Source organism: Frigoribacterium sp. R86507 (genome assembly GCF_044597695.1).
GTDB lineage: Bacteria > Actinomycetota > Actinomycetes > Actinomycetales > Microbacteriaceae > Frigoribacterium.
Genome location: NZ_CP139002.1, coordinates 366,970 through 392,233 on the forward strand (window position 1 = coordinate 366,970; position 25,264 = coordinate 392,233).

The following is a 25,264-nucleotide window of genomic DNA, read 5'->3' on the forward strand; positions in this document are numbered from 1 at the left end:
AAGTCACACGCGTGTAGTTCCGTGGAGCCACGGGGTTTTAAACAGGTTATCCACACTGTGCACAACGGTTAAGACTGTTAATCCTGGTTACAAGAAATTGATGGAGAGACAACCTTGTGGATCGATCCGGGCCCGGGCCCTCGGCTTTCGCCCACCGGAAGGGCGGACCGCGATGCTGTGCCACTATTAACCGGCCATCCACGAGAGCGAAGTCGATAGGGGTCCCCGCGTGAAGTTCCAGGTCAACCGTGACGTCTTCAGCGATGCGGTCTCCTTCGCCGTCAAGCTGCTGCCCCAGCGCACCACCTTGCCGATCCTCAGCGGTGTGCTGATCGAGGCCGACGCCGACGGACTGACCCTGTCCTCCTTCGACTACGAGGTCTCGGCCCAGACGAGCATCCCCGCCGAGATCGACGAACCGGGGACGATCCTGGTCTCGGGCCGACTCCTCGCCGACATCGCCAGCCGTCTGCCGAACGCACCGGTCACCTTCTCCACAGAAGAGAACCGCATCGCCGTCAGCTGCGGATCCGCGAACTTCTCCCTGCTGAGCATGCCGGTCGAGGAGTACCCGACCCTGCCCACCGTCGGTGACCGCTCGGGTGTCGTCCCCGGCGACTCCTTCGCCCTCGCGGTCTCCCAGGTCGCGGTCGCCGCGTCCCGCGACGACGTCACCCCGGTCATCACCGGCGTCCAGCTCGAGGTCACCGAGAACGCTCTGTCGCTGGTCGCCACGGACCGCTACCGAGTCGCCGTCCGTGGCATCGAGTTCGATCCCGGCACCGTGGCCAGCACGACCACGACGACCGCTCTCGTCCCGGCACGCACGCTGCAAGAGGTCGGAAAGACCTTCGGCAACGCCGGCACCGTCTCGGTCTCGATCACCGGATCCGACGAACGCGAGCTCATCGCGTTCCAGGCGGACAACAAGACCGTCACCTCGTTGCTCATCAAGGGGAACTTCCCCCCGGTGAAGCGGCTCTTCCCCGACACCGTCGAGAACTACGCCGTGATCAACACGGCCGAACTCGTCGAGTCGGTCCGCCGCGTCTCGCTCGTGCTCGAGCGCGAGGCGGCACTCAGGTTCACGTTCACGATCGACGGCCTCACCCTCGAGGCCATCGGAAGCGAACAAGCGCAGGCGTCAGAGTCGATCGATGCGTTGTTGACGGGAGAGGACACGGTGGTCTCGTTGAAACCGCAGTTCCTCCTCGACGGTCTCGGAGCGGTTCATTCCGAGTTCGTCCGCATCTCCTTCACCAAGACGGAGAACCCGAACAAGCCCGGTCCCGTGCTGATCACGAGTCAGTCCTCGAGGGACCAGGCCGGTGCTGACAGCTACAAGTACCTGCTGCAGCCCAACCTCCTCCTGCGCTAAGAGCGCTCTGCACGCAACGGTGCCGCCTCCGGGCCCCACCGCCACGAACAAAGGATCCTCATGCACATCGGCCTCGTCGGTCTCGGCAAAATGGGCAACAACATGCGCGCCCGCCTGCGCGACAACGGCATCGAGGTGACCGGTTACGACGCGAACCCCGCCGTCTCCGACGTCGCCAGCCTCGCCGAGCTCGCCACCACGCTCCCCGCCCCCCGCATCGTCTGGGTCATGGTGCCCGCGGGCGACATCACCGCCGGCGTCATCGAAGAGCTCTCGAAGGAGCTCTCCGAGGGCGACCTGGTCATCGACGGTGGCAACTCGAAGTTCACCAGCGACTTCGCCAACGAGAAGCTCCTCGGCGGCAAGGGCATCAAGTACGTCGACGCCGGCGTCTCGGGCGGCGTCTGGGGCAAGGACAACGGCTACGGCCTCATGGTCGGCGGTTCCGCCGAGAACGTCGCCCTGGCGCAGCCGATCTTCGACGCTCTGCGTCCCGAAGGTCCCCGCGAAGAGGGCTTCGTCCACGCCGGTGACACCGGTGCGGGTCACTACGCCAAGATGGTCCACAACGGCATCGAGTACGCGATCATGCAGGCCTACGGCGAGGGCTACGAACTGCTCGAGGCCCGCAGCGACCTGATCAAGGACGTCACCGGCACCTTCAAGGCTTGGCAGCGCGGCACCGTCGTTCGCTCCTGGCTGCTCGAGCTCATGGTCCTCGCCCTCGAGGCCGACCCCAAGCTCGCCGAGATCTCGGGCTACGTCGAAGACAGCGGCGAGGGCCGCTGGACCCTCGAAGAGGCGATCAACCACGCCGTCCCCATGCCGACGATCAGCGCCTCGATCTTCGCGCGCTTCGTCTCGCGTCAGGGCGAGGGTTCGCCGACCATGAAGGCCGTCGCCGCACTGCGCAACCAGTTCGGCGGCCACGCCGTCAAGAAGGCCTAGCGCCTCCACCGGCCCGCGTGCGAGTACTGCATCTCAGCCTGACGGACTTCCGCAACTACACGTCTGCCGAAGTCAGCCTCGCGCGCGGGCCGAACCTCTTCGTCGGCAGCAACGGCCAGGGGAAGACGAACCTGGTCGAATCCCTCGGCTACCTGTCGAGTCTCGGATCCCACAGGGTGTCGTCCGACTCAGCGCTCATCCGCCAAGGGTGCGATTCTGCCGTCGTCCGGGCCCGGTTGCTCGCCGACGACCGCGAACTCCTGGCCGAGGTGCAGATCAACCGGTCGTCGCCGAACCGGGCGCAGGTCAACCGTGGCGCCATCAAGCCTCGCGAGTTGCCGCGTTACTTCACGAGCGTCCTCTTCGCTCCCGAAGACCTGGCGCTCGTCCGGGGCGAGCCCTCCGGTCGACGACGCTTCCTCGACGAGCTCCTGGTGGCCCGGTCGCCCCGGTTCGCCGGCGTTCAGACCGACTACGACCGGGTGCTCAAGCAACGCAACACGCTCCTGAAGTCGGCCCGCGCCTCCGGGGTGAAGGCCGGTCAGCTCGGCACGCTCGACATCTGGGACGAACGCCTCGTGGCCCTTGGCAGCGAACTCGTGGTCGCGCGCGACCGGCTCGCGGCCGACCTGGCCCCCGAGGTGGCTCGTGCCTATGCGGCAGTGGCCGGCGCGGACCACGCCGCGCGGTTGTCGACGGTGCTCAGCATCCGCGGCGCGGCGCCCGACGACGAGACGACCGCAGCCGAGGGTCCGACCGAGTCGATCCCCGCCGACGAGGTGCCCGAGGTCTTCCGCCAGGCGCTGGCCCGCGTCCGACCGACCGAGCTCGAGCGCGGCCTGACGCTCGTCGGACCGCACCGCGACGACCTGTTCCTCTCGCTCAACGGCCTCCCCGCGCGCGGATACGCGAGCCACGGCGAGTCCTGGTCGTTCGCCCTGGCGCTCAAACTGGCCTCGGCCGCGGTGGTGCGGGTCGACTCGCCGACGGGCGACCCGGTGATCGTGCTCGACGACGTCTTCGCCGAGCTCGACGGATCCCGTCGCGAACGCCTGGCCGACGCGGTCGCCGGCTACGAGCAGGTGCTGATCACGGCGGCGGTCGAGGGTGACGTCCCCTCACGGCTCAAGGCCCACACGGTCCGCATCGCCAAGGGGACGATCGTCGACGACGCCCCCGTCGCCGACGGCCCGGGAGCCGACGCCGTCGCCCCCGTCGCCGTCGCCGACGGGCCCCGCGAGGCCGACACCGAGGAGGCGCGGTGAGCGTCGACGACGCACCGCAGCCTCCGGCGCCCACGCCACCCGCGCCTCCTGAACCCGAGGCGCAGCCCGACAGCGAGGCCCAACGGGTCTACCTGCGGTTCCGCCGCGTGTTCGGCGACCCCAACTCGCGGTCGCGCGACGCCCGGAAGCGCAAGTCGATCAAGCTGGGTTCACCGAGCCAGCCGTTCGGCACCGGACGCGAGCCCCGGGGCATCGCCGACGTGCTGTCGGCCGTCACCAACGAACTCGGCTGGAACAGCCCGTTGGCGCAGTCCGAGCTGATGACCGCCTGGCCCGACATGGTGGGCACAGAGCTGGCCGCTCACTCGGATCCGGTCTCGATCGACGATGGCACGTTGACCGTGCAGTGCGACTCGACGGCCTGGGCGACCCAGCTGCGCCTGATGCGAACACAGGTCACGACGACCATCGTGCAGAGGTACCCGGACGCCGGCATCCAGTCGGTGCGTTTTCTGGCACCCAACGCCCCGACCTGGAAACGCGGCCCCAGATCGGTTCCAGGGCGGGGCCCTCGCGATACTTATGGTTGACGAGGGTGAATCGTCCAAGTGCGATGGGAAAATCCGTCTGAGGGCGGATTTCGCCCCGCGACGGACAGGCCTGCGGTAGACTCGGAAGGTCGTCCGGGGGCCGCTCAGACAGCGGTCGCGGCCGGTCGGCACACCTTCGTCCCGTCCGGCAGGAGCCCCTACGCACATGTCAGCTGATCCCACCGACGCCCAGCCCGACGACACCTACGGCGCCAGTGCGATCCAGGTCCTCGAGGGTCTCGAGGCCGTGCGCAAGCGTCCCGGCATGTACATCGGCTCGACCGGCCCGCGTGGTCTGCACCACCTGGTCTACGAGATCGTCGACAACTCGGTCGACGAAGCCCTCGCGGGTCACTGCGACCACATCGAGATCACCATGCGCGAAGACGGCGGCGTGCGCGTCGTCGACAACGGCCGCGGCATCCCGGTCGACGTGCACCCCGTCGAGGGCCGGTCGACCGTCGAGGTCGTCCTGACCGTGCTGCACGCCGGCGGCAAGTTCGGCGGCGGCGGTTACGCAGTGTCGGGTGGTCTGCACGGCGTCGGCAGCTCGGTCGTAAACGCACTGTCCAGCGAGCTCGACGTCGAGGTCCGCCGACAGGGCAACGTCTACCGCCAGAGCTTCACCGACGGTGTCCCCGTCGCACCGCTGGCCAAGGGCGAAGAAGACGACACGACCGGCACGACGATCACCTTCTGGCCCAACGCCGAGATCTTCGAGACCGTCGAGTTCGACTACGAGACGCTGCGCACACGGTTCCAGCAGATGGCCTTCCTGAACAAGGGTCTGCGCATCGAGCTCAGCGACGAGCGCGTACAAGAAGACGACGCCGAGCCGCGTCACGACGTCTTCCACTACGAGAAGGGCCTCGTCGACTACGTCGAGTACCTCAACACGACCAAGAAGGTCGAGACCGTCCACGACGACATCATCGCCTTCGAGCAAGAAGACACCGAGAAGAAGATCTCGCTCGAGGTCGCGATGCAGTGGAACACCTCGTACCAAGAGAGCGTCCACACCTACGCGAACACGATCAACACGCACGAGGGCGGCACCCACGAAGAGGGCTTCCGTGCGGCGCTCACCACGCTCATCAACCGTTACGCGCGCGAGAAGAACTTCCTCAAGGAGAAAGACGACAACCTATCGGGCGACGACGTCCGTGAAGGCCTGACCGCCGTCATCTCGATCAAGCTCGGCGAGCCGCAGTTCGAGGGCCAGACGAAGACCAAGCTCGGCAACACCGAGGCCAAGTCGTTCGTGCAGAAGGTCGCCGGTTCGCAGCTGAACGACTGGTTCGACCGCAACCCCAAGCAGGCCGCCGAGATCGTCCGCAAGGGCATCCTCGCGTCGCAGGCCCGTCTCGCCGCGCGCAAGGCGCGTGAGCAGACGCGCCGCAAGGGCGTGCTCGAGTCGAACGGCATGCCCGGCAAGCTCAAGGACTGCCAGAGCAAAGACCCCTCGCGCAGCGAGATCTTCATCGTCGAGGGCGACTCGGCCGGCGGTTCGGCGGTGCAGGGGCGCAACCCCGAGACCCAGGCGATCCTGCCCCTGCGCGGCAAGATCCTCAACGTCGAGAAGGCCCGTCTCGACCGTGCCCTCGGCAACAACGAGGTGCAGGCCATGATCAAGGCCTTCGGCGCCGACATCGGAGAAGACTTCGACCCCGACAAGGCGAGGTACCACAAGATCGTCCTGATGGCCGACGCCGACGTCGACGGCCAGCACATCACGACGCTGCTGCTCACCCTGCTCTTCCGCTACATGCGCCCGCTGATCGACCTCGGTTACGTCTACCTGGCGCAGCCGCCGCTCTACAAACTCAAGTGGAGCAACGCCGCCCACGAGTACGTGTACAGCGACGCCGAGCGTGACGCGGTGCTCGTCTCGGGGCGCGCTGCCGGCAAGCGCATCCCGAAAGAGAACGCGATCCAGCGCTACAAGGGCCTCGGCGAGATGGATTACAAAGAGCTGTGGGAGACCACGATGGACCCCGACACCCGCACGCTGCTGCAGGTGACCCTCGAGGACGCCGTGGCCGCCGACACCATCTTCGACACCCTGATGGGCGAGAACGTCGAATCGCGCCGCAACTTCATCCAGCAGAACGCGAAAGACGTCCGCTTCCTCGACATCTGATGCGCGCCTCCGGCTGACCCGGAGCACGCCCGCGCCCCGACGAGCACCACGGGGCAGACCACGACAAACGGAGAATCATGGCCGACGAGCCGACAGACACCCCCGAGGGCATCGACGCCGAGGGTACCCAGACCTTCGCTGAGGCACCGAAGCGCGACAGCATCGAGCAGGTCGACCTGCAGCTCGAGATGCAGCGTTCGTACCTCGACTACGCGATGAGCGTCATCGTCGGCCGGGCCCTGCCCGAGGTGCGAGACGGCCTCAAGCCCGTGCACCGCCGCGTCATCTACGCGATGTACGACGGCGGCTACCGCCCCGACCGTGCGTTCTCCAAGTGCTCGCGTGTCGTCGGCGACGTCATGGGCCAGTTCCACCCGCACGGCGACACGGCGATCTACGACGCGTTGGTGCGTCTCGTCCAGCCGTGGAGCCTGCGTTACCCGCTCGCGCTCGGCCAGGGCAACTTCGGCTCGCCCGGAAACGACGGCGCCGCCGCCCCGCGGTACACCGAGACGAAGATGGCTCCGCTCGCGCTCGAGATGGTTCGCGACATCGACGAGGACACCGTCGACTTCCAGGACAACTACGACGGTCGCACCCGCGAGCCCGCCATCCTGCCCAGCCGGTTCCCCAACCTCCTGGTCAACGGCTCGGTCGGCATCGCCGTCGGCATGGCGACGAACATCCCGCCGCACAACCTGCGCGAGGTCGCGTCGGGCGCCCAGTGGTACCTCGAGAACCCCACCGCGTCGCGCGAAGAGCTGCTCGAGGCGCTCATGCAGCGTGTCAAGGGCCCCGACTTCCCGACAGGCGCGCAGATCCTCGGTGTCCGCGGCATCCAGGACGCCTACCGCACGGGCCGCGGCTCGATCACGATGCGCGCGGTCGTCAACGTCGAAGAGCTCCAGGGCCGCACCTGCCTCGTCGTCACCGAGCTGCCGTACCAGGTCAACCCCGACAACCTCGCGATCAAGATCGCCGAGCTCGTCAAGGACGGTCGCATCGGAGGCATCGCGGACATCCGCGACGAGACCTCGGGTCGCACCGGCCAGCGACTCGTGATCGTGCTCAAGCGCGACGCCGTCGCCAAGGTCGTGCTGAACAACCTCTACAAGCACACCAGCCTGCAAGAGAACTTCGGCGCGAACATGCTCGCGATCGTCGACGGCATTCCTCGCACCCTCGCGCTCGACGGATTCATCTCGGCATGGGTCGACCACCAGATCGAAGTCATCGTCCGCCGGACGCAGTTCCGCCTGAAGAAGGCCGAAGCCGACGCGCACATCCTGCGCGGCTACCTGAAGGCGCTCGACGCCCTGGACGAGGTCATCGCGCTCATCCGCCGGTCACCGACCGTCGAGGAGGCGCGCGCCGGTCTCATGGACCTCCTCGACGTCGACGAGATCCAGGCCTCGGCCATCCTCAACCTGCAGCTGCGTCGCCTGGCCGCCCTCGAGCGTCAGAAGATCCAGGAAGACGCCGACAAGCTCGAGCGCGAGATCGCCGACTACCAGGACATCCTGGCCAAGCCCGAGCGCCAGCGCACGATCGTCAGTGACGAGCTCGCCGAGATCACCGACAAGTTCGGCGACGACCGTCGCACCGAGATCATGTTCGGCTTCGACGGCGACATGAGCGTCGAAGACCTGATCCCCGAAGAAGAGATGGTCGTCACCATCACCCGGGGTGGCTACGTCAAGCGCACCCGCAGCGACAACTACCGCAGCCAGCACCGCGGCGGCAAGGGCGTCCGTGGTGCCCAGCTGCGCGCGGACGACGTCGTGGACCACTTCTTCGTCACCACCACCCACCACTGGTTGCTGTTCCTGACGAACAAGGGCCGCGTCTACCGTGCCAAGACGTACGAGCTGCAAGAGGCCGGCCGTGACGCCAAGGGCCAGCACGTGGCCAACCTGCTCGCCATGCAGCCCGACGAACAGATCTCGCAGGTGCTCGACATCCGCGACTACGAGGTGGCCGACTACCTCGTGCTCGCCACTCGCGACGGCCTGATCAAGAAGACCTCGCTCACCGAGTACGACACGAACCGCACCGGTGGCATCATCGCGATCAACCTGCGCGACGACGACGAACTCGTCTCGGCCCTGCTGGTCGACGAGCACGACGACCTGCTCCTCGTGTCCCGTCACGGCATGTCGCTGCGCTTCACAGCCACCAACGAGTCGCTGCGCCCCATGGGCAGGTCGACCTCGGGCGTGAAGGGCATGACCTTCCGCGACGACGACACGCTGCTCAGCGCCTCCGTCGTCGGTGAAGAGGGTTACGTCTTCGTCGTCACCGAGGGCGGCTACGCCAAGCGCACGGCCGCCGACCAGTACCGCGTCCAGAACCGTGGTGGCCTCGGCATCAAGGTCGCCAAGCTCGCGGAGGCGCGGGGCGACCTCGCCGGCGCCCTGATCGTCGGCGAGGACGACGAGGTGCTCGTGGTCCTGTCCGGAGGCAAGGTGGTCCGATCGGCCGTCTCCGAGGTGCCGGCCAAGGGCCGCGACACGATGGGCGTCGTCTTCGCCCGCTTCGCGAGCGACGATCGCATCATCGCGGTGGCCCGCAACAGTGAGCGCAATCTCGCGGCCGAGGTCGACGAGAGTGCGGACGCCGTGGCCGAGGCCGTAGTGTCTGTCGAGTCCGTCGAGTCCGTCGACGCCGACACCGAGATCCCCACGACCGACGCCACGTCGGTCGACGCCGAGTCGACCGACGACGAGGCCACCGGAACCGCCGGAGAGGAAACGAACAATGAGTAGTGTCGCCGAGAGACTGCAGAAGAAGGCGAAACGACCGTCCGGCACCAAGCAGGTCCGCCTCAAGCTGGTCTACATCGACTTCTGGTCGGTCGTGAAGCTGGCCTTCCTGATCTCCGTCGCGATCGGCATCATCACGGTCGTCGCCACCTTCCTGATCTGGGCCATCCTCAACCAGACGGGCATCTTCGACGACCTCGACGCCTTGCTGCGTGACATCCTCGGCGACTCGAGCTTCTCGATCCAGGACACCTTCAACGTCGGTCAGATCATGCTCTTCTCGATCGTCGTGGCCATCCTCAACGTGGTCGTCGGTACGGTCCTCGGGGCCATCGTCGCCGTCCTCTACAACCTGAGCGTGCGCATCACCGGCGGTCTGCTCGTCGGTTTCACCAACAACTGATCCATCACTCGCGTCGGTGGAATCCGCCGATTCGAGTTCGCCGTCGTGGTGCTGTAGGCTTTACGACGGTCCGGGGGCTATAGCTCAGGCGGTTAGAGCGCTTCGCTGATAACGAAGAGGTCATAGGTTCAAGTCCTATTAGCCCCACGCAGTACCGGTCTCATCTCGAGCTCGTCTCACGACGGGCACAGGGTGAGATCGTGCTCGTTCCCCCGGTGACCGGGGGGTCGGGGCCTTAGCTCAGTTGGTAGAGCGCCTGCTTTGCAAGCAGGATGTCGGGAGTTCGATTCTCCCAGGCTCCACTCGATTGCCTTGCCCCTGTCCGCTGACTCCGTCCGCGGACAGGGGCAATTCTCGTTCTGTGCCCTTTGCTGCGCCGCCGCCCCTGCGGCGCAGGGGCGGCGTGCTGGTTCGGGGGCCCTCCGGGCCCGTGTCGGCTTCGCCGACGTGCGTGCAACGTCGGGCCGTAGGCAGTGTCTGTGCTGGTGCTGGTGCTGGTGCTGGCCCGTGCCGGTTCAGCGTCGGCTGCTGCAGTCGTCGGCGGCAGGGACGACGAAGGGCCCGCTTCCAGGGGGAGGCGGGCCCTTCGTGGGGTACGGGGGACTAGGCCTTGGTGTCGGCGTCGTCGTCGGCGACCCAGAGCTCGTCGTCGGCACGCAGCGTCTGCACGGCTGCGAAGACAAGGGCGCCGAGAGCGATGACACCCACGCCGATCAGCAGGACGCCGCCGACGCCGGGGCCCGACTTCTGCTGGCGCGGCACGTACTTCGCCGCGGCCTTCTTGCCCTGCTTCTTGGCGTTCTTCACGGCCTTCTTGACCTTCGGGTCGTTCGCGAGGTCGAGGTTGCCGAGAGCAGACGAGAACGCCGGGTACACGTCGTGCTTCAGGCGGTCCTGTGCGACCGACGCGTAGTGCGACCCGGTCGAGAGGCCTTGCGAGACCACGGGACGGACGTTGGAGTCCACCGCGTGCTTGATCTGGGGGACGACCTTCTTGTTCGCGATCTTGACGGCGTCGTCGCGGTAGCCGCCGATGACCTTGCCGGCGTGGTCGATCACGCCGCGCTGCTCACCCCACACCGCCGCAGCGTGCTTCTTGAACTTCTTGAGTTCTTTCTTCTGCTTGCGTGACAGGGCCATGAACGTTCCTCCAACGAGTAGGCAGTGGAGCCAGAGTTGCTGGCCCGTCCCAGTGTGGCACGGAGGTTCCTGACAGGTCACGGAACGGTGCCTGGGGAGTCGCTGGTGCGCGGAGGTGGCTGTGGAAGAATGACGACATGTCAACGCACACCGCTGTCGCCACCCTCACCACCAACCTCGGCACCATCAAGGTGAACCTCTTCGGCGACCACGCCCCGAAGACCGTCGCCAACTTCGTCGGCCTCGCCACCGGCACCAAAGAGTGGACCCACCCGGCCACCGGCAAGGTCAGCACCGACAAGCTCTACGACGGCGTCGTCTTCCACCGCATCATCAAGGACTTCATGCTCCAGGGCGGCGACCCGCTCGGCCAGGGCGTCGGCGGTCCCGGCTACCAGTTCGACGACGAGATCCACCCCGAGCTGAACTTCAATGCCCCCTACATCTTCGCGATGGCCAACGCCGGCACGCGTGGCGGCAAGGGAACCAACGGCTCGCAGTTCTTCATCACGACGGTCCCGACCCCGTGGCTGCAGGGCAAGCACACCATCTTCGGCGAGGTCGCCGACGACGAGTCCAAGAAGGTCGTCGACGCGATCGAAGCCGTCAAGACCGACGCGCGCGACAAGCCGCTCGAGGACGTGGTGCTCGAGAGCGTCACCATCGACGAGGTCTAGGTGACCGATCCGCACGATCGGTCGAACTACTGCTACCGGCACCCCGATCGGCAGAGCTTCGTCCTCTGCCAGCGGTGCGGTCGCACCATCTGCGGCGAGTGCCAGACGCCCGCCGCGGTGGGCGTGCACTGCCCGGAGTGCGTGAAGGAGGCGCGGGGTAATGCACCGCGCCTCCAACCGCAGGTGGTCGGCCGCGTTCGTAGCGCCTCCCGGCGTGGGGCCCCCGTCGTGACCTACGGCATCATTGCCGTGACCGTCGCGGTGTTCCTGTTGCAGCTCGTGACGGGGATGGGCAACGGCGTGGTCACGCGGGCCCTGGCCTTCTACCCACCGCTCGAGATCGTGCAGCCCTGGCGCGCCGTGACGACGATGTTCGTCCACGGCAGCATCCTGCATATCCTCTTCAACATGTACTCGTTGTACATCTTCGGGGCAGAGCTCGAACGACAGTTGGGACGAGGTCGGTTCGCCGCCCTCTACTTCCTCTCGGGCATCGGCGGGTCGGCTGCGGTCGCCCTGCTGGCGCCGGGCAGTTTCGTGGTCGGCGCCTCCGGGGCGATCTTCGGTCTGATGGCCGCGTTCTTCGTCATCGCCCGCAGCCTCGGCGGCCGCAGCATCCAGCTCCTGGTGCTCGTGGGCATCAACCTCGCGATCGGTTTCATCGTGCCCGGCATCGCCTGGCAGGCCCACCTCGGGGGCATCGTCGTGGGCGGGGCCGTCGCGTTCCTGTTCTCGAAGACCCGTCACCGCTCGAAGCACGCCCTCCAGACCGCCGTGCTCGTCGCCATCGGCGTGATCGTGGTCGCGGCGCTCCTGGCCAGATCGGCGCAGATCGCCGGACTGTTCTGAGACGATCGGCCCACGAACGACGAGAGGCGGCTCCCCATCGGGGAGCCGCCTCTTCTCGTCGGCCGACGCGATCTCATCCGCCCGAGTTATCCACAGGAAAGTTATCCACAGGGTTTCCCACAATGGGGATAGTTACAGGCGTGTAAGTTCGAAGGTGCGTTCTAGCGCCAGCGGGTGGTCATCAGGAAGCCGATGAACATGATGCCGAAGCCGACCAAGATGTTCCACGAGCCGAGCGACGCCACCGGCAAGGTGCTCTGGCTGACGTAGAAGACCACGATCCAGGCGAGACCGACGAGCATGAAGCCGAACATGACCGGCTTGAACCACACGGGGTTCGGTGCGTCCTCTGCGGTGCGGGCGGGCTTCGTGCTGCTGTTCGTGTCTTTGGCCATGGCGCACAGTGTACCGTGAGGCCCTTTTCGGTCCTGAAAAGGCCGTCATCCCCGTCCGGGGGAACGACCACGTTCTCCACATGCTCTCCACACGTTGTCCACCGGTTGTCTCCGCCGTCTCGGATGCACCGAAGCCCGCCTAGAATCGAGTCATGACGGACCACGGGGGCGAGGCCCTGATCTCTAGACGCACGACGCGTCGGCCTCGATCACGCGCCTCCTTCGTCAGCGTCCTCGGAGAACTGCTCATCACCGCCGGTGTGCTGGTGCTGCTCTTCATCGGGTGGCAGCAGTGGTTCAACGACCTCGTCGTCGCCGACGCCTACAAGGGTGATGCAGCACGACTGAGCGAACAGTTCGACCAGGCGGCGACGCCGGCCCCCGAGCCCTCGACCGACGGCTCGTACGGCGAACCGCCCGTGGGTGCGGCGCCCGGAGAGGCCGAGACGTTCGCCAATTTCTACGTCCCGCGGTTCGGCACCGACTACGCGGTCCCGATCGCCGGGGGCACGAGCACCGTGCGCACCCTCAACAAGATCGGCATCGGCCACTACGACGAGACCCAGATGCCCGGTCAGGTCGGCAACTTCGGCATCGCCGCCCACCGGACCACGTACGGGGCGCCCTTCAACAAGATCGCCGACCTGCAAGAGGGCGACAAGATGTACGTCCAGACGCAGGACGGCTGGTTCACCTACTCGTTCCGCAACCTGCAGTACGTCCAGGCCACGCAGGTGTCCGTGCTGCAGCAGGTGCCCGACGCCCCCGACGTGTCGGCGACCTCGGGTGACCGCCTGATCACCCTGACGAGCTGCAACCCGATGTTCACCGCCCAGGAACGCATCGTCGCCTACGGTGTGTTCGACTCGTGGCAGCCCTTGTCGGCCGGTGCACCCGCCGAGCTCGCCGCTGCCGGAATCGGAGGCTGACCGTGTACTCCGCCCTCTGGCGCATCCTGCCCGGCCCCTGGTGGGTGAGGCTCGTGCTCTTGCTCGTCCTGATCGCCGCCGTGCTGTTCGCCCTCGTCGAGTGGGTCTTCCCCTACGTCAACGAACTCCTGCCCACCCCCGACGTCACCGTGGAGCAACCATGACGCGCATCCTGGTCCTCGACAACTACGACAGTTTCGTCTACACGCTGAACGGTTACCTCCAGCAGTTGGGGGCCGAGACGGACGTCGTGCGCAACGACGCCTTCGAGGCGGCCGACACCGCCGACCGCATCGCCGAGTACGACGCCGTGCTGCTGTCGCCCGGCCCGGGGACGCCCGCGGCCGCCGGCGTCTCGATCGACGTCGTGCACGCCGCCCTCGCCGCCGACAAGCCACTGCTGGGCGTCTGCCTGGGGCACCAGGCGATCGCCGAGGCCCTGGGGGCCACGGTCACCCACGCCGACGAACTGATGCACGGCAAGACGTCGAAGGTCGAGCACGACGACAGCGCGTTCTACGACGGGGTCCCTCAGCCGTTCACCGCGACGCGATACCACTCGCTCGCCGTCGTGGACGAGACGGTGCCCGAGACGCTCGAGGTGACCTCGCGCACCACGGGTGGCGTCATCATGGGCCTGCGACACCGCGCCTCGCCCGTGTACGGCGTGCAGTTCCACCCCGAGTCGGTGCTCACGCAGGGCGGTTACCAGATGATCGGCAACTGGCTGTCGGTCGCAGGCCTGCCGGAAGCGGCCGTGACGGCCAGGGGGCTCGACCCGCTCGTCGACCTGGGCTGACCGTCGCGCTCTCGGCACCGGACTCGCGGGGTCGAACCCGTAGAGACGAGCTCTGATCTCCGAGGGATCAGCCGGTGCAGATGCGCAGGGTGACGGCCGAGCCCTGAGCCACGTCACCGGGCGGAACGCTCATGCCCGACACGGTCTCACCGGTGCACCCGGGGTCGGACTGCGGGGTGACCGTCAGACCCAGCTGGTCCCGGAGGGTCGTGATGGCCTCTTCGGAGGGCTGCCGGGTGACGTCGGGAAGCTGCACGAGGCCGTTGGACACCACGAGGTCCACGTCCGAGCCGAGGGCCACCTGCGAGGCCGCTGCCGGATCGGACGAGAGAACGGACCCCTCGGGCACCGTGGGCGAGTAATCGGTGCTCTGCTGACCCCGCTCGAGACCGGCGTCGGTGACGGCCTGCCACGCGGCGTCGACGGTCTGCCCGGTGACCGCGGGCATCGCGACGAGTTGCGGCCCGGACGAGACGGTCACCGTGACCGCGAACTCTTTCGGGACGGACGTTCCGGGCAAGGGATCGGTCGAGACGATGTCGCCGGCGTCGATCGTCGGGCTGCTCGCGTCGGCACGGACGACCGTCAGCCCCAGGTCGTCGAGGCGGGCGGACCCGGTCTCGAAGCTGACCCCGACGAGGTCGGGGATGCGGGAGGACTGGGCGTTGTCGACCGTGGGCGGGGTGAGGTTGACCACCCAGAAGACGACGGCCACGATGACGACGGCCACGAGCACGATGCCCGCCCAGATCCAGGCCACGGGGGGCCGGGTCTGGGTTCGTTGAGGTCGTCCCGTGTCGTCGGACTGCAGCTCTTTCAACGCGGCCTCGCTGCCGGCGCTCGAGTGCGGGTTGACGCCGAAGAGCGTGGAGCCGGCGTCGACGGCATGAGGACGTCGGGCCGGCGCGCGACCGGCACCGGCGGCCTCGAGGTCGTCACGGAACTCGGCGGCGCTCTGGAAGCGGTCGAAGCGGTCTTTGGTGAGCGCGTGCAGGACGACGGCGTCGAGCGCGGGACTGACGCCGCGCTCGACGGTGCTCGGCGGGACGGGAGGCTCGCTGACGTGACGGTAGGCGACCGCGACGGCGCTGTCGCCGGTGAAGGGCGGCTTGCCCGTGAGCAACTCGAAGAGCATGACGCCGGTCGAGTAGAGGTCGGTGCGGGCGTCGACGGTCTCACCACGCGCCTGCTCGGGGCTGAAGTACTGGGCGGTGCCGAGGATGGCCGTGGTCTGCGCGACGGTGGCCGCGGAGTCGCTGATGGCTCGGGCGATGCCGAAGTCCATCACCTTGACCTGACCGGAATTGGTCAGCATGACGTTGCCGGGCTTGATGTCGCGGTGGACCACGCCCGCCCGGTGCGAGTACTCGAGGGCCGTCAGCACGCCCGCGGTGACCCGGACGGCCTCGTCGGGGTCGAGCGGACCCTCGGCGACGATGTCCTTGAGCAGGCGCCCCTCGACGTACTCCATGACGATGAACGGGACGACCACGTCCAGCCCACGGCTGTCGCGGACGACCTCTTCGCCGGCGTCGAACACCCGGACGATGGTCGGGTGCGCCATGCGGGCGGCGGCCTGGGCCTCTTGGCGGAACCTCGAACGGAAGGCCGGATCGGTGGCCAGGCTGGGCTTCATCAGCTTGACGGCGATCTTGCGCCCGAGCCGGGCGTCCGTGCCGACGTGGACGTCGGCCATGCCACCGCGGCCGATCAGGTCACCGATCTGGTACCGGTTGGCGAGGAGATGGATGCTCTCTCTCACACCTTCAGCCACGCCTGTTCTCCCAACGACCCACCCCTGTCTGGCGACACGGTCGGAGCCAGTGTACCGGGGCGGGCTCCCCCGGACTGGGTACGCGTATCGGTCGCGGGGATGATTGTCAGGGCTTCGTGACCCCGGTGCTCATCCCAGGGACACGATGTCGGTCAACCGTTCGGGTCCCCTGTGCCTGAGCTGGCGCTGGGGTCTGAACTGGGATCGGCTTCTTGCGGCGCCGTCACCGTGATGGTGACACCCGGCGACGGCTCGGATGCGATCTGACCGCAGTTGGCCACGTAGCTGACGGTCAGGTTGCCGGCGGCCGAGGCCGTCACCGTGAGGGACGTCGCATTGGCACCGAGGCCCCCGGCCGACTGACCCGAGGTGTCGGTCCCGCCGGTGATCGTGTACGAGTAGCCGGTGAGCGAGTAGCCGGTCGGGCACCCGGTGTAGGCGGGCCAGTTGATGGTGGCGGTCTCGCCTGCGGCGATCTGACCCGGCGTCGCCGTGGGCGTCGAGGGCTGGGCAGGGGTCGGGGCCGCGCGGTAGATGTAGATCGTCACCGAGGAACCCTTCTCGAGCGCACCCGTGGGGTCGATGCTCGCGACGGTGCCGACCTGGTCGGGGCTCGGCGCGCTCGATCCGGCGTCCGCCGAGTCGACCTGCAGGCCGAGCTCTTCGAGGGCTGCGCGTGCCGCGGCCTCGGTCAGCCCCACGTAGTCGCCCGAGGACACCGTCACCGACGTCGGGGTCGGGGTCGGTGTCGGGGTCGTGCGGGTCGGTGAGGGGGTGGAGCTCGTCGTCGACGGCGCGGGAGCCGGGTCGTCTGTGTTGCCGATCGCGAAGACGATGCCGACGACGAGGGCGATGACGGCCAGGACGGCGAGGACGATCAACGGCCAGAACCAGGGGCTGCGCTTCTTCTCGTCGGCGGGCTCGTCGTCGCCGTCGCGGAGGGCGTCGGGATCGGCCGAGCCGGCCACGTAGCCCGCGGCCGCACCGCCTGCGGCGCTCTGTGCCCGGGTGGCCATCGGATCGAAGAGCTGCGTCGTGGCGTCCTGGGCGTTGAAGGCCTGGGTCGCCGCATCGGCGGGCGTGGCGGCTGCCGCACCGATGGCCGGCACAGCGATGGTCGCTGCGGCGACGTCGCCGCGGCGAAGGGCACGGGCCGCCTGGGCGAGGGCAGAGGCCGTCGCGGGCCGCTCACCGGGCTTCTTCGCGATGCAGGACAGGACGAGGCGGCGCACGGGCTCGGACACCGTCGACGGGAGGTCGGGCGGCTGCTCGTTGATCTGTGCCATGGCGATGGCGACCTGGGACTCGCCCGTGAACGGGCGACGACCGGCCAGGGCCTCGTAGGCGACGATGCCCAACGAGTAGATGTCGGTGCTGGGAGACGCCGGGTGGCCGCTCGCCTGCTCGGGCGAGAGGTACTGCACGGTGCCCATGACCTGGCCCGTGGCCGTCAACGGCACCTGGTCGGCGATGCGTGCGATGCCGAAGTCAGTGATCTTCACCCGGCCGTCGGGGGTGACGAGCAGGTTGCCGGGCTTGATGTCGCGGTGCACGAGACCGGCGGCGTGGGCGGCCTGCAGGGCCGACGCGGTCTGCGCGACGATGTCGAGGACCTTGTCGGTGGGCAGGACCCGATCGCGCTCGAGGACCGTCGACATGGCCTCGCCGGGGACGAGCTCCATCACCAGGTAGGCGCTGCCCTCTTCCTCGCCGTAGTCGAAGACGTTCGCGATGCCCTCGTGGTTGACGAGGGCCGCGTGGCGGGCCTCGGCGCGGAAGCGCTCGAGGAAGCCCGGGTCGCCCAGGTACTCGTCCTTGAGGATCTTGATGGCGACCGTGCGGCCGATGACGAGGTCGGTGGCTTCCCAGACCTCGCCCATGCCGCCGATGGCGACTCGGGTCGACAGCTGGTAACGCCCACCGAAGGTGACTCCGCCGGATGGTCTCATTTGTTCAGCACCGCCTCTAGTACTTTCTTCGCGATCGGTGACGCGACACTGTTGCCGAATGCGGACTGGCCCTGTCCGCCGCCGTTCTCGACGACGACGGCGACCGCGACCTCGGGGTCAGCAGCAGGCGCGAACCCGGTGAACCAGAGGGTGTACGGCTCGCCGGGGCCGTTCTCGGCCGTTCCTGTCTTGCCGGCGACGTCGACACCGTCAATTCTTGCATTGCTCGCCGCACCGTTCGCGACGTCCTGCACCATCATGTCGGTCATCGTGGCCGCAGTCTGGGAGCTGATGGGCTTGCCGTACTCGGAGGGCGAGAAATCCTCGACCGGGCTCAGGTCTGGGTTCAGGACGCTCTCGATCAACGTCGGGTTCATCTCGGTGCCGCCGTTGGCGATGGCGGCCGAGACCATGGCCATCTGCAGGGGCGTCACGCGGTCGGACCCCTGGCCGAACGACTGGAGCATGAGGGTGGCGTCGTTGATGGCCTGACCCTTGGAGTCCTCGATGGGGAACTGGCTGGGCGTGACGGCCTGGGGGACGCCGATGGAGTCGTCGCCGAAGCCGAACTTCTCGGCCTGCTCTTGCAGCGCCTTCGCCCCGAGGGCCTGGCCGAGCTGAGCCATGGGGATGTTGCACGACAGGCGGAGGGCCGTCGCGATCGTGGCCGTCTCACCGCCGCCGCAGCTTCCGCCCTCGGCGTTGTTGATGTTGGTGCTGGTGCCGGGCAGCGTCAGCGTCGACGGGTTGGGGAACGCGCTGTCGGGCGTGTAGTCGCCGCTCTCGAGCGCCGCCGCCGTCGTGATCAGCTTGAAGGTCGATCCCGGTGCGTAGAGGTCGCCCTGGATCGCCCGGTTCTGCAGCGGGGCCGAGGGATCGGCGATCAGCGAGTCGTAGGCGTCCGTGACGGTCTGACGGTCGTGGCTGGCGAGCGGGTTGGGGTCGTAGCTGGGCTTCGAGACCATGGCGAGGATCTTGCCGGTCTTGGGATCCATCGCGACGACCGAGCCCGAGTTCGAGCCGAGGGCGTCGTAGGCGGCCTGCTGCACCGTGGGGTCGAGGGTGAGGTTGACCGTGGCCCCCTCGGGGTCCTGACCCGTGAGCAGCGAGTTGACCTGGTCGAAGAACTGCGAGTTGGCGTTGCCCGTGAGGTACCGGTTCATGGCGTCCTCGATGCCCCGGGACCCCTGGCCCAAGGTGTAGTAGCCGGTGACGGGCGCGTAGAGGTCGGGCTGTGAGTACGTGCGCTGGAACTCGTACTGGTCGTCGACGGGGGTCGACTGCGCGATCGCCTGGCCGCCGACCAGGATGGGGCCGCGCTGGGCCGAGTAGCTCGCCAGCAGCGCCCGCGAGTTGCGGGCGTCGGCGTTCAGCGCGTCGGCCTGGAACGCCGTGATGTAGGTCGTCGAGAGGAAGAGCGCGACGAACATGGCGAGCACCACGTAGCTCACGCGTCGGAGTTCTTTGTTCATCAGCCGATCACCAGCCTCGGTTGGTTGCGCACGGAGTCGGACAGTCGCAGCAGCAGGGCCACGATGATCCAGTTGGCCACGAGCGACGAGCCGCCCGCGGCGAGGAAGGGGGCGGTGAGGCCCGTGAGCGGGATCACCCTCGTCACACCGCCCATGACCACGAAGACCTGCAGGGCCACGACGAAGGCGACGCCGACCCCGAGCATGCGACCGAAGTCGTCCTGGCCCACGAACCCGATGCGGAATCCGCGGGAGACGAGCAGCAGGTAGAGCGCCAGGATGGCGAAGAGCCCGGTCAGGCCGAGCTCTTCACCGAGCGAGGCGAAGATGTAGTCGCTCTCGGCGAGCGGGGTCGTCTGGGGACGGCCCTGGCCGAGGCCCGTGCCGATCAGTCCGCCGTTCGCCAGTCCGAAGAGGCCTTGGACGAGCTGGAACGACCCGCCGACGGCGTCGTACTCGGACTGGGCGAACGGGTTGAGCCAGGCGGCGAAACGGCCCTGCACGTAGCCCAGGAAGGTGCTCGCGACGAGGGCGCCGCCGACGAACAGCCCGACGCCGAGGATGATCCAGCTCGCGCGGCCGGTGCCGACGTAGATCATCACCAGGAAGAGGCCGAAGTAGAGCAGCGAGGTGCCGAGGTCGCGCTGGAAGATGAGGACGCCCATGGCGACGAGCCAGACGATCAGGATCGGCCCGAGGTCGCGCGGTCGTGGGAACCGCATGCCGAGGATCTTCGGCCCCATCAGCGAGAGGTTGTCGCGGGCGGTGACGAGGTAGCCGGCGAAGAAGATCGCCAGCGTGATCTTGGCGATCTCACCCGGCTGGAACGAGAACGGGCCGATGTCGATCCACACGCGGGCGTTCAGCCCCTCGCGCCCGATGCCCGGCAGCAGGGGGAGGAGCAGCAGCACGATCGACACGAACATCGCGATGTAGCGGTAGCGGGAGAGCACCCGGTAGTTGCGGATCACGAGCAGCACGGCGAGGGAGATCACCATGGCGAGGACGGTCCACACCATCTGCTTGATGCCCAGGGCACCCCAGCCCTCGCGGCCCTCGGCCAGGTCGAGTCGGTAGATCATGGCGATGCCGATGCCGTTCAGGGTGACGGCGATCGGCATGACGAACGGGTCGGCCTCACGGGCGACGACGCGCAGGACCACGTGGAAGATCAGGGCGAGGCCGAGCACCATCGAGCCGGCGATCAGCACGGTCGGGTCGACCTCGCCGGTCGCGCCGAGCTGGACCAGCACCATCGCTCCGGCGGCGACGCCGCAGGCGATCAGCAGCATGAGCAGTTCGAGGTTGCGCAGACGCGCGGGCTCGCGCAGGCGCAACGTGATCGCCTGCGTCATGTTCGTGGGACGCGACGCCTTCGCGGACGGCTTGCGCGCGCCTCCTACGCGACCGATGACCTCGGTCGCGTCGCCGCCGGGTGCGTCAGGGGTTGCTGGCATCGGCCAACCTCTCGACGATCGCCCGGGCGTCCGCGAGGGAGCCGGCGTTGATGGTGTCTTCCACGGTGGTCTGCGTGTAGTTGGGCAGGTCGTCGACCTGGACGTCGGTGGTCTCGTAGACGCTCGAGAGGCCGATCGGCCCGAGGCTCTGCTGGACGCCCTTGTAGATGACGACCGTGCCCCGCTCTTCGCCCACGTAGTAGTGGTCCTGCGTCCACTGGTAGGTCAGCACGAGCCCGGCCACGAGCGCGGCGATCGCCACGACGAGGGCGGTCAGCCAGGTGATGCGGCGACGGCGACGGCGACGCTTGTCTTCGGCGATGAGCTCGGCGAGGTACTCGTCGCTCTCGGGCTCGAAGTGGCTGTCCTCCGGCGTCGTGGCGACCTTGAGCGGGTGCAGCAGGATCGTCGGCAGGCGCAGCTGCTTGCGGCCGGCGTCGCTGTCGAAGCTGAGGGGCGCGGCGGCCGACCCGACCGTGACGGGCTCGTCGAGGGCCGAGTCGCCCGATTCGTCGACGTCGACGATGACGACGGTCACGTTGTCGGGGGCGCCGTGGTCGAGCGTCTCTTTCACCAGGCGCCGGGCGGTCTGCTCGGCGTCGAGGCCCATGGCCAGCGCCTTCTTGATGCGCTCCTCGGCGAGGTAGCTGCTGAGGCCGTCCGAGCAGATCAGCCAGCGGTCGCCGGGCTGTGTGCCGAGGGTGGCCGTGTCGATCTCGGGGGCCGCGTCGACGTCGCCGAGCACGCGCATCAGCACGCTGCGTCGCGGGTGGACCGCCGCCTCTTCGGGCGTGATGCGACCGCTGTCGACCAGGCGCTGCACGAAGGTGTGGTCGGCGGTGATCTGGCTGAGCTCGCCCTCCCGGAACAGGTAGATGCGCGAGTCGCCGATGTGGGCGATCGCCATGCTGTCACCGACGCGCAGCATGGCGCTGACGGTGGTGCCCATGCCGGTGAGCTCTTGGTGCTCGAAGACGGTCTCGGCCAGCAGCTGGTTCGCCGCGATCAGCGACGACTGCAGCGCGAACTCGGCGTCACCCGGCGAGGTGTAGACGCGGTCGGTCTCGCGGATCCGTCGGATCGCGATGGCCGAGGCGACGTCGCCGCCCGCGTGCCCGCCCATGCCGTCGGCCACGACGAAGAGCTGAGTGCCGGCGTAGCCGCTGTCTTGGTTGTTGGACCGGATCTTGCCCACGTTGGACAGAGCGGCACTCTTGGCGTGCGTCGTCATGAGGGCCTACCGCCGGAGCTCGAAGCTCGTCTGCCCGATCGTCACGGTCGCGCCCGTGGGCACGGGGGTGGGGACCGACACGCGATCACCGGCCAGGAACGTGCCGTTGGTGGAGTCGAGGTCTTGGACGACCCAGCGGCCGTTCCAGAGCATGAGGCGCGCGTGGTGGGTCGAGGTGTAGTCGTCGCGGATCACGAGGTTGCTCTCTTGCGAACGCCCGATCGTGAGCGGCCCGTCGCCGAGCGGCATCTCGAGGCCCGCCTTGGCGCCCTTGGTGATGACGAGGCGCGTGGCGCGGCCGTCACCCTGCGGGGTCGGCGCCGGCGCGGCGGGCGCGGCCCGCGGAGCGGGTGTAGGAGGCGCGGTGGCGGTCGAGCTCGCCTTGCCGGGTGTGGCGTCGGCGGGCATCTTGCGCGCCCGCTGCCCGAACAGGTCGCTTCTCAGCGCGAAGACGATCACGAAGACGAACAGCCACAGGACGGCCAGGAAGCCGAAGTGGAGCACCAGGAGGGTCAGGGCTGAGGTCATCGTCGGCCACCCGTCGAGTCGGGCCCGTCGAAGGGGTCGGGCGTCGATGACTGGGGGAGCACGCGGAACACGATACGCGTACGACCGATCTGGATCACCGAATCGGGCTGCAGCGGGGCCTTCGTCAACGGGTTGCCGTTGAGTTTCGAGCCGTTCGTCGAACCGAGATCGCGGACCTGGGCGCGAGACCCGTCCCACAGGATCTCGACGTGCTGGCGGGACGTCCCCGTGTCTTGCACGGTGATGTCGGCGTCGCTGCCGCGGCCGATGATGGTGCGGGCTCCGCTGAGCTCGCGGCGCTTGCCGTCGATCTCGACGAACGGCTTCCACTGCACCTCGCCGCGCAGGTTGCGCGAGTCGACGGTCATGATGCCGACGCTGAGCGAGTCGTCCTCACGCAGGCGGATGCCGAGCGGACCGGCGAACTGGTACCCCTGGGCGGTGGCGTGGCGCTGCGTCAGCTGGGTGAGCTCGTCGATCAGGGCCGGACCGATGGCCGACATCTTGTCGTAGTCAATCGGAGCCAGGCGGACCTGCAACTCGTTGGGCACGAGGATCCGGTCACGCGAGACCACGGCAGCCTTGGTGTCGAGCTCGCGGCGCAGCGCGTTCGTGATCTCGAGTGGTTGCACGCCCGAACGGAACGTCTTGGCGAAGGCACCGTTGACGGCACGCTCCAACCCGCGTTCGAAATTGTCGAGCAGTCCCATGGGTCTCCAGGTTCGGGGTCTCTGGTCGCCCGATCTTAGCCCGAACGAGTGAAAGGTACTCACCGCTGCTCTTCCGGGCCTCTGACGCGTGCTAAAGTCTACGAGTTCGCGCGAGTGGCGGAATTGGCAGACGCGCTGGCTTCAGGTGCCAGTGCTCGAAAGGGCGTGGGGGTTCAAGTCCCCCCTCGCGCACGAACGTGAAGGCTCACCTCCGGGTGGGCCTTTTCACTTTCTCCGGCCCGCTTCGGGCCCGCTTCCGGGCCTGCTCACCGGCCCGTGGGTGCTTGGCTGGTGCGATGAGCCAGCAGAGCGGGGTCGTGTTCGAGTTCGACGAGGTGCTCTTCGACGAGTTCCCGAAGGCCCCGTGGGTGCCCCGCAACCAGCGCATCGTCGTCGACTCCGACCGCCGCGTGGTGGGTCGCCGCGACGGCGTCGTGGTCAGCGTGACCGACCTGCCACCGGTGTACGTGCACGCCGACATCGGGCCGAGGGTCAGCAGCATGCAGTCCTTCGTCACCGTCGGCGACCACGTCTCGTGGATCGTCCGGACCGTCGAGGGCACGCGGTTCACTTCGTCCGCCGACGACCTCGACGAGGAGGCGCGGCTCGAGATCGCGAGGGACGCCACCCTCCACGGGTTCCTCGACGACCTCGAGTGCATGGTCATCGCCGACCTGTCGGACATGCGATTCGGACAGGACCGCGAACTGACGCGCTGCCGTCTCGAGGTGACCCGCGCCTCCGGGGGGCCGGTCGCCTGGGCGCTCGTCGTCGACGGCACGGGGCACCGCATCGAGTCGGACACGGTCGAGGCGGCGGAGTTCGTCGGCCGGCAGCTCGACGACATCGCGGTCGACGGCGACCCGCTCGCCCTCGAAGCCGTGCTGCCGCTCTGAGGCGTCTCGGCCCGATCAGCCCGTGAGGACGGTCACGGAGAGCCTCCGGCCGATCGCGAGGCGACGACGGCGGCGAGCCAGCCAGGGATCGCCTCGGCGGGCCGTGGGTACGACTCGAGATCGTCGAGGTACGCCTGGTCGTCGATCCAGGTGTGAGGAGCGCGGTGGTCGAAGTCGAACGAGGTGCCGAGCTTGCCGACGGCGGTCACCCGGAAGTGGGCGCTGAACCACGTTCCGACGTCGGCTCGGTACATGAGCCGTCGGAGGTCGGAGGCGGCGGCGCCCGCCTCGTCCGTGTCGGGAGTGGACGACTCGTGACCGGCTTCGTCGAAGAAACCCACGGATGCCACCCGGACGCCTCCGACCTCGGAGAAGTCGAACTCCGCCCGGACGGAGCCTCGAGGCATCATGCGGTGGACGGCGAGACCCACCCGACGGACGGCATCACGCTCGGTCGGGACGCCGCCGCCGACGGTGTCGTGTTCGCTCATCGCTCGGCCTCACCGCTACCGTCGGCTCGGCCGACCAGGTCGTGGCCGGTCGGGGCGCCGGCGAGGATGGCAGCCAGCCAATGCGGGGTGTTCTCGGGGGTGCGGGGGAACTCGTCGAAGTCGGCTCGGTAGGCCTCGGCGGCGAAGTGGCCCAACTCGGGCTCGTGGTCGTAGTCGTACGACGCGGACATCTTGCCGGCCGCCGTGACCGTGAACACCGCGGTGAACCAGGTCCCCGCATCTCGACGGTGCATGGCGTCGCGGAGGACTTCGGCCGCCTCGAACGCGTCGACAGGCCCGATGATCGATTCGAGCGAACCGTCGAGTCGATGGACACGGGTCCGGCCGGCGAGGACGCCGCCAGCCACGCTTACCTGCATCTCGACACGATCGTGTTCTGAGTTCAGAGTCGGATACAGCAGACGACCGATGGCGCGCAGCTGGACGCGTTCGGCTTCGAGTCCCGTCGGCTGCCCGTCGGGAGAAACGGAGCGGCTCTCGTCAGCGCCGGTCATCGTGT

Annotated in this window: 24 protein-coding genes and 3 tRNA genes; 16 read left to right on the top strand and 11 right to left on the bottom strand. The window is 68.0% G+C overall.

The genetic code is table 11. The features are described from left to right. Window positions 1-229: 229 nt before the first annotated feature. The 9 genes from dnaN to SJY14_RS01830 all read left to right on the top strand — a co-directional run bounded on the left by dnaN (window position 230) and on the right by SJY14_RS01830 (window position 9,749). Window positions 230-1,378 carry a DNA polymerase III subunit beta gene (gene dnaN, locus SJY14_RS01790; protein ID WP_396599614.1) on the top strand — a complete coding sequence of 383 codons (1,149 nt, stop codon included), beginning with the start codon at window positions 230-232 and terminating at the stop codon, window positions 1,376-1,378. A 60-nt stretch (window positions 1,379-1,438) separates the two neighbouring features. Continuing rightward, window positions 1,439-2,326, top strand: coding sequence for a phosphogluconate dehydrogenase (NAD(+)-dependent, decarboxylating) (gene gnd, locus SJY14_RS01795; RefSeq protein WP_055975773.1), 888 nt, complete (start codon window positions 1,439-1,441; stop codon window positions 2,324-2,326). A gap of 17 nt (window positions 2,327-2,343) precedes the next feature. After that, the gene (recF, locus tag SJY14_RS01800) at window positions 2,344-3,591 is read left to right on the top strand and encodes a DNA replication/repair protein RecF (RefSeq protein ID WP_071257477.1); all 1,248 of its coding nucleotides are present in this window, start codon (window positions 2,344-2,346) and stop codon (window positions 3,589-3,591) included. Next, a complete protein-coding gene (locus tag SJY14_RS01805) occupies window positions 3,588-4,142 on the top strand; it encodes a DUF721 domain-containing protein (RefSeq protein ID WP_083396528.1) in 555 nt (184 codons plus the stop codon). Before recF ends, SJY14_RS01805 begins: the two co-directional genes overlap by 4 nt. Before the next feature lie 166 nt (window positions 4,143-4,308). Then, entirely contained in the window at window positions 4,309-6,282 is a 1,974-nt protein-coding gene (gyrB, locus tag SJY14_RS01810; RefSeq protein WP_071257475.1) for a DNA topoisomerase (ATP-hydrolyzing) subunit B, read from the top strand. Between the two features lie 77 nt (window positions 6,283-6,359). After that, window positions 6,360-9,047: a DNA gyrase subunit A gene (gene gyrA / locus SJY14_RS01815; RefSeq protein WP_396599615.1), complete on the top strand. Its 2,688-nt coding sequence runs from the start codon at window positions 6,360-6,362 to the stop codon at window positions 9,045-9,047. Beyond that, window positions 9,040-9,447, top strand: coding sequence for a DUF3566 domain-containing protein (locus SJY14_RS01820; protein WP_043595295.1), 408 nt, complete (start codon window positions 9,040-9,042; stop codon window positions 9,445-9,447). The genes gyrA and SJY14_RS01820 overlap by 8 nt, the downstream gene beginning before the upstream one ends. Window positions 9,448-9,520: 73 nt before the next feature. Continuing rightward, window positions 9,521-9,594 (top strand) — tRNA-Ile (locus SJY14_RS01825). Window positions 9,595-9,676: 82 nt separating this feature from the next. Continuing rightward, window positions 9,677-9,749: transfer RNA gene (locus SJY14_RS01830), tRNA-Ala, on the top strand. Between the two features lie 301 nt (window positions 9,750-10,050). Here the strand turns inward: SJY14_RS01830 and SJY14_RS01835 are convergent. Further along, complete coding sequence (locus tag SJY14_RS01835; RefSeq protein ID WP_071257473.1) at window positions 10,051-10,587, bottom strand: hypothetical protein; 537 nt, start codon at window positions 10,585-10,587, stop codon at window positions 10,051-10,053. Window positions 10,588-10,724: 137 nt separating this feature from the next. Here SJY14_RS01835 and SJY14_RS01840 point away from each other — a divergent pair, with 137 nt between their 5' ends. Both SJY14_RS01840 and SJY14_RS01845 read left to right on the top strand, forming a co-directional pair. After that, the gene (locus SJY14_RS01840) at window positions 10,725-11,264 is read left to right on the top strand and encodes a peptidylprolyl isomerase (protein ID WP_054145712.1); all 540 of its coding nucleotides are present in this window, start codon (window positions 10,725-10,727) and stop codon (window positions 11,262-11,264) included. Continuing rightward, window positions 11,265-12,113: a rhomboid family intramembrane serine protease gene (locus SJY14_RS01845; RefSeq protein ID WP_396599616.1), complete on the top strand. Its 849-nt coding sequence runs from the start codon at window positions 11,265-11,267 to the stop codon at window positions 12,111-12,113. A 161-nt stretch (window positions 12,114-12,274) separates the two neighbouring features. Here SJY14_RS01845 and SJY14_RS01850 read toward each other — a convergent pair whose 3' ends face one another. After that, window positions 12,275-12,508 carry a cell division protein CrgA gene (locus tag SJY14_RS01850; protein WP_071257469.1) on the bottom strand — a complete coding sequence of 78 codons (234 nt, stop codon included), beginning with the start codon at window positions 12,506-12,508 and terminating at the stop codon, window positions 12,275-12,277. 152 nt (window positions 12,509-12,660) lie between these two features. On the opposite strand from SJY14_RS01850, the gene SJY14_RS01855 reads away from it, so the two are divergent. From SJY14_RS01855 to SJY14_RS01865, 3 genes are read left to right on the top strand one after another with little or no spacing between them, the layout of a single operon-like run. Next, window positions 12,661-13,437 carry a class E sortase gene (locus tag SJY14_RS01855; RefSeq protein WP_396599617.1) on the top strand — a complete coding sequence of 259 codons (777 nt, stop codon included), beginning with the start codon at window positions 12,661-12,663 and terminating at the stop codon, window positions 13,435-13,437. Window positions 13,438-13,439: 2 nt separating this feature from the next. Continuing rightward, window positions 13,440-13,601 carry a hypothetical protein gene (locus SJY14_RS01860; RefSeq protein WP_396599618.1) on the top strand — a complete coding sequence of 54 codons (162 nt, stop codon included), beginning with the start codon at window positions 13,440-13,442 and terminating at the stop codon, window positions 13,599-13,601. After that, the gene (locus SJY14_RS01865; RefSeq protein WP_396599619.1) at window positions 13,598-14,236 is read left to right on the top strand and encodes an anthranilate synthase component II; all 639 of its coding nucleotides are present in this window, start codon (window positions 13,598-13,600) and stop codon (window positions 14,234-14,236) included. The genes SJY14_RS01860 and SJY14_RS01865 overlap by 4 nt, the downstream gene beginning before the upstream one ends. Before the next feature lie 67 nt (window positions 14,237-14,303). On the opposite strand, the gene pknB is transcribed toward SJY14_RS01865, so the two are convergent. The 7 genes from pknB to SJY14_RS01900 form a co-directional block, all read right to left on the bottom strand. Then, window positions 14,304-16,010, bottom strand: coding sequence for a Stk1 family PASTA domain-containing Ser/Thr kinase (gene pknB, locus SJY14_RS01870; protein ID WP_396599620.1), 1,707 nt, complete (start codon window positions 16,008-16,010; stop codon window positions 14,304-14,306). A 152-nt stretch (window positions 16,011-16,162) separates the two neighbouring features. Further along, a complete protein-coding gene (locus tag SJY14_RS01875; protein ID WP_396599621.1) occupies window positions 16,163-17,959 on the bottom strand; it encodes a serine/threonine-protein kinase in 1,797 nt (598 codons plus the stop codon). Continuing rightward, a complete protein-coding gene (locus SJY14_RS01880; RefSeq protein WP_071257459.1) occupies window positions 17,956-19,431 on the bottom strand; it encodes a penicillin-binding protein 2 in 1,476 nt (491 codons plus the stop codon). Before SJY14_RS01880 ends, SJY14_RS01875 begins: the two co-directional genes overlap by 4 nt. Then, window positions 19,431-20,786 carry an FtsW/RodA/SpoVE family cell cycle protein gene (locus SJY14_RS01885; RefSeq protein ID WP_054145704.1) on the bottom strand — a complete coding sequence of 452 codons (1,356 nt, stop codon included), beginning with the start codon at window positions 20,784-20,786 and terminating at the stop codon, window positions 19,431-19,433. Before SJY14_RS01885 ends, SJY14_RS01880 begins: the two co-directional genes overlap by 1 nt. An 85-nt stretch (window positions 20,787-20,871) precedes the next feature. Then, window positions 20,872-22,119 carry a PP2C family serine/threonine-protein phosphatase gene (locus SJY14_RS01890; protein ID WP_071257456.1) on the bottom strand — a complete coding sequence of 416 codons (1,248 nt, stop codon included), beginning with the start codon at window positions 22,117-22,119 and terminating at the stop codon, window positions 20,872-20,874. 6 nt (window positions 22,120-22,125) lie between these two features. Further along, window positions 22,126-22,647, bottom strand: a complete 522-nt coding sequence (locus SJY14_RS01895) for an FHA domain-containing protein (RefSeq protein ID WP_396599622.1) — start codon at window positions 22,645-22,647, stop codon at window positions 22,126-22,128. Then, window positions 22,644-23,357, bottom strand: coding sequence for a DUF3662 and FHA domain-containing protein (locus SJY14_RS01900; protein ID WP_054145701.1), 714 nt, complete (start codon window positions 23,355-23,357; stop codon window positions 22,644-22,646). The genes SJY14_RS01895 and SJY14_RS01900 overlap by 4 nt, the downstream gene beginning before the upstream one ends. A gap of 108 nt (window positions 23,358-23,465) precedes the next feature. On the opposite strand from SJY14_RS01900, the gene SJY14_RS01905 reads away from it, so the two are divergent. After that, a tRNA-Leu gene (locus tag SJY14_RS01905) sits at window positions 23,466-23,549 on the top strand. Between the two features lie 104 nt (window positions 23,550-23,653). Beyond that, window positions 23,654-24,253 (top strand): hypothetical protein, encoded by a 600-nt coding sequence (locus SJY14_RS01910; protein ID WP_396599623.1) that lies wholly within the window; start codon window positions 23,654-23,656, stop codon window positions 24,251-24,253. Between the two features lie 32 nt (window positions 24,254-24,285). Here the strand turns inward: SJY14_RS01910 and SJY14_RS01915 are convergent, their stop codons facing one another. Next, complete coding sequence (locus SJY14_RS01915) at window positions 24,286-24,744, bottom strand: hypothetical protein (RefSeq protein WP_396599624.1); 459 nt, start codon at window positions 24,742-24,744, stop codon at window positions 24,286-24,288. Continuing rightward, complete coding sequence (locus SJY14_RS01920; RefSeq protein WP_396599625.1) at window positions 24,741-25,259, bottom strand: hypothetical protein; 519 nt, start codon at window positions 25,257-25,259, stop codon at window positions 24,741-24,743. Before SJY14_RS01920 ends, SJY14_RS01915 begins: the two co-directional genes overlap by 4 nt. Window positions 25,260-25,264: the final 5 nt, after the last annotated feature.

Coding starts and splice junctions, on each gene's coding strand:
- SJY14_RS01895 (WP_396599622.1), bottom strand. CDS start 22,647: ATGACCTCAGCCCTGACCCTCCTGGTGCTCCACTTCGGCTTCCTGGCC.
- SJY14_RS01890 (WP_071257456.1), bottom strand. CDS start 22,119: ATGACGACGCACGCCAAGAGTGCCGCTCTGTCCAACGTGGGCAAGATC.
- SJY14_RS01875 (WP_396599621.1), bottom strand. CDS start 17,959: ATGAGACCATCCGGCGGAGTCACCTTCGGTGGGCGTTACCAGCTGTCG.
- gyrB (WP_071257475.1), top strand. CDS start 4,309: ATGTCAGCTGATCCCACCGACGCCCAGCCCGACGACACCTACGGCGCC.
- SJY14_RS01920 (WP_396599625.1), bottom strand. CDS start 25,259: ATGACCGGCGCTGACGAGAGCCGCTCCGTTTCTCCCGACGGGCAGCCG.
- SJY14_RS01820 (WP_043595295.1), top strand. CDS start 9,040: ATGAGTAGTGTCGCCGAGAGACTGCAGAAGAAGGCGAAACGACCGTCC.
- SJY14_RS01900 (WP_054145701.1), bottom strand. CDS start 23,357: ATGGGACTGCTCGACAATTTCGAACGCGGGTTGGAGCGTGCCGTCAAC.
- SJY14_RS01910 (WP_396599623.1), top strand. CDS start 23,654: ATGAGCCAGCAGAGCGGGGTCGTGTTCGAGTTCGACGAGGTGCTCTTC.
- SJY14_RS01835 (WP_071257473.1), bottom strand. CDS start 10,587: ATGGCCCTGTCACGCAAGCAGAAGAAAGAACTCAAGAAGTTCAAGAAG.
- SJY14_RS01880 (WP_071257459.1), bottom strand. CDS start 19,431: ATGAACAAAGAACTCCGACGCGTGAGCTACGTGGTGCTCGCCATGTTC.
- SJY14_RS01850 (WP_071257469.1), bottom strand. CDS start 12,508: ATGGCCAAAGACACGAACAGCAGCACGAAGCCCGCCCGCACCGCAGAG.
- SJY14_RS01885 (WP_054145704.1), bottom strand. CDS start 20,786: ATGACGCAGGCGATCACGTTGCGCCTGCGCGAGCCCGCGCGTCTGCGC.
- SJY14_RS01865 (WP_396599619.1), top strand. CDS start 13,598: ATGACGCGCATCCTGGTCCTCGACAACTACGACAGTTTCGTCTACACG.
- gyrA (WP_396599615.1), top strand. CDS start 6,360: ATGGCCGACGAGCCGACAGACACCCCCGAGGGCATCGACGCCGAGGGT.
- gnd (WP_055975773.1), top strand. CDS start 1,439: ATGCACATCGGCCTCGTCGGTCTCGGCAAAATGGGCAACAACATGCGC.
- SJY14_RS01855 (WP_396599617.1), top strand. CDS start 12,661: ATGACGGACCACGGGGGCGAGGCCCTGATCTCTAGACGCACGACGCGT.
- SJY14_RS01915 (WP_396599624.1), bottom strand. CDS start 24,744: ATGAGCGAACACGACACCGTCGGCGGCGGCGTCCCGACCGAGCGTGAT.
- SJY14_RS01840 (WP_054145712.1), top strand. CDS start 10,725: ATGTCAACGCACACCGCTGTCGCCACCCTCACCACCAACCTCGGCACC.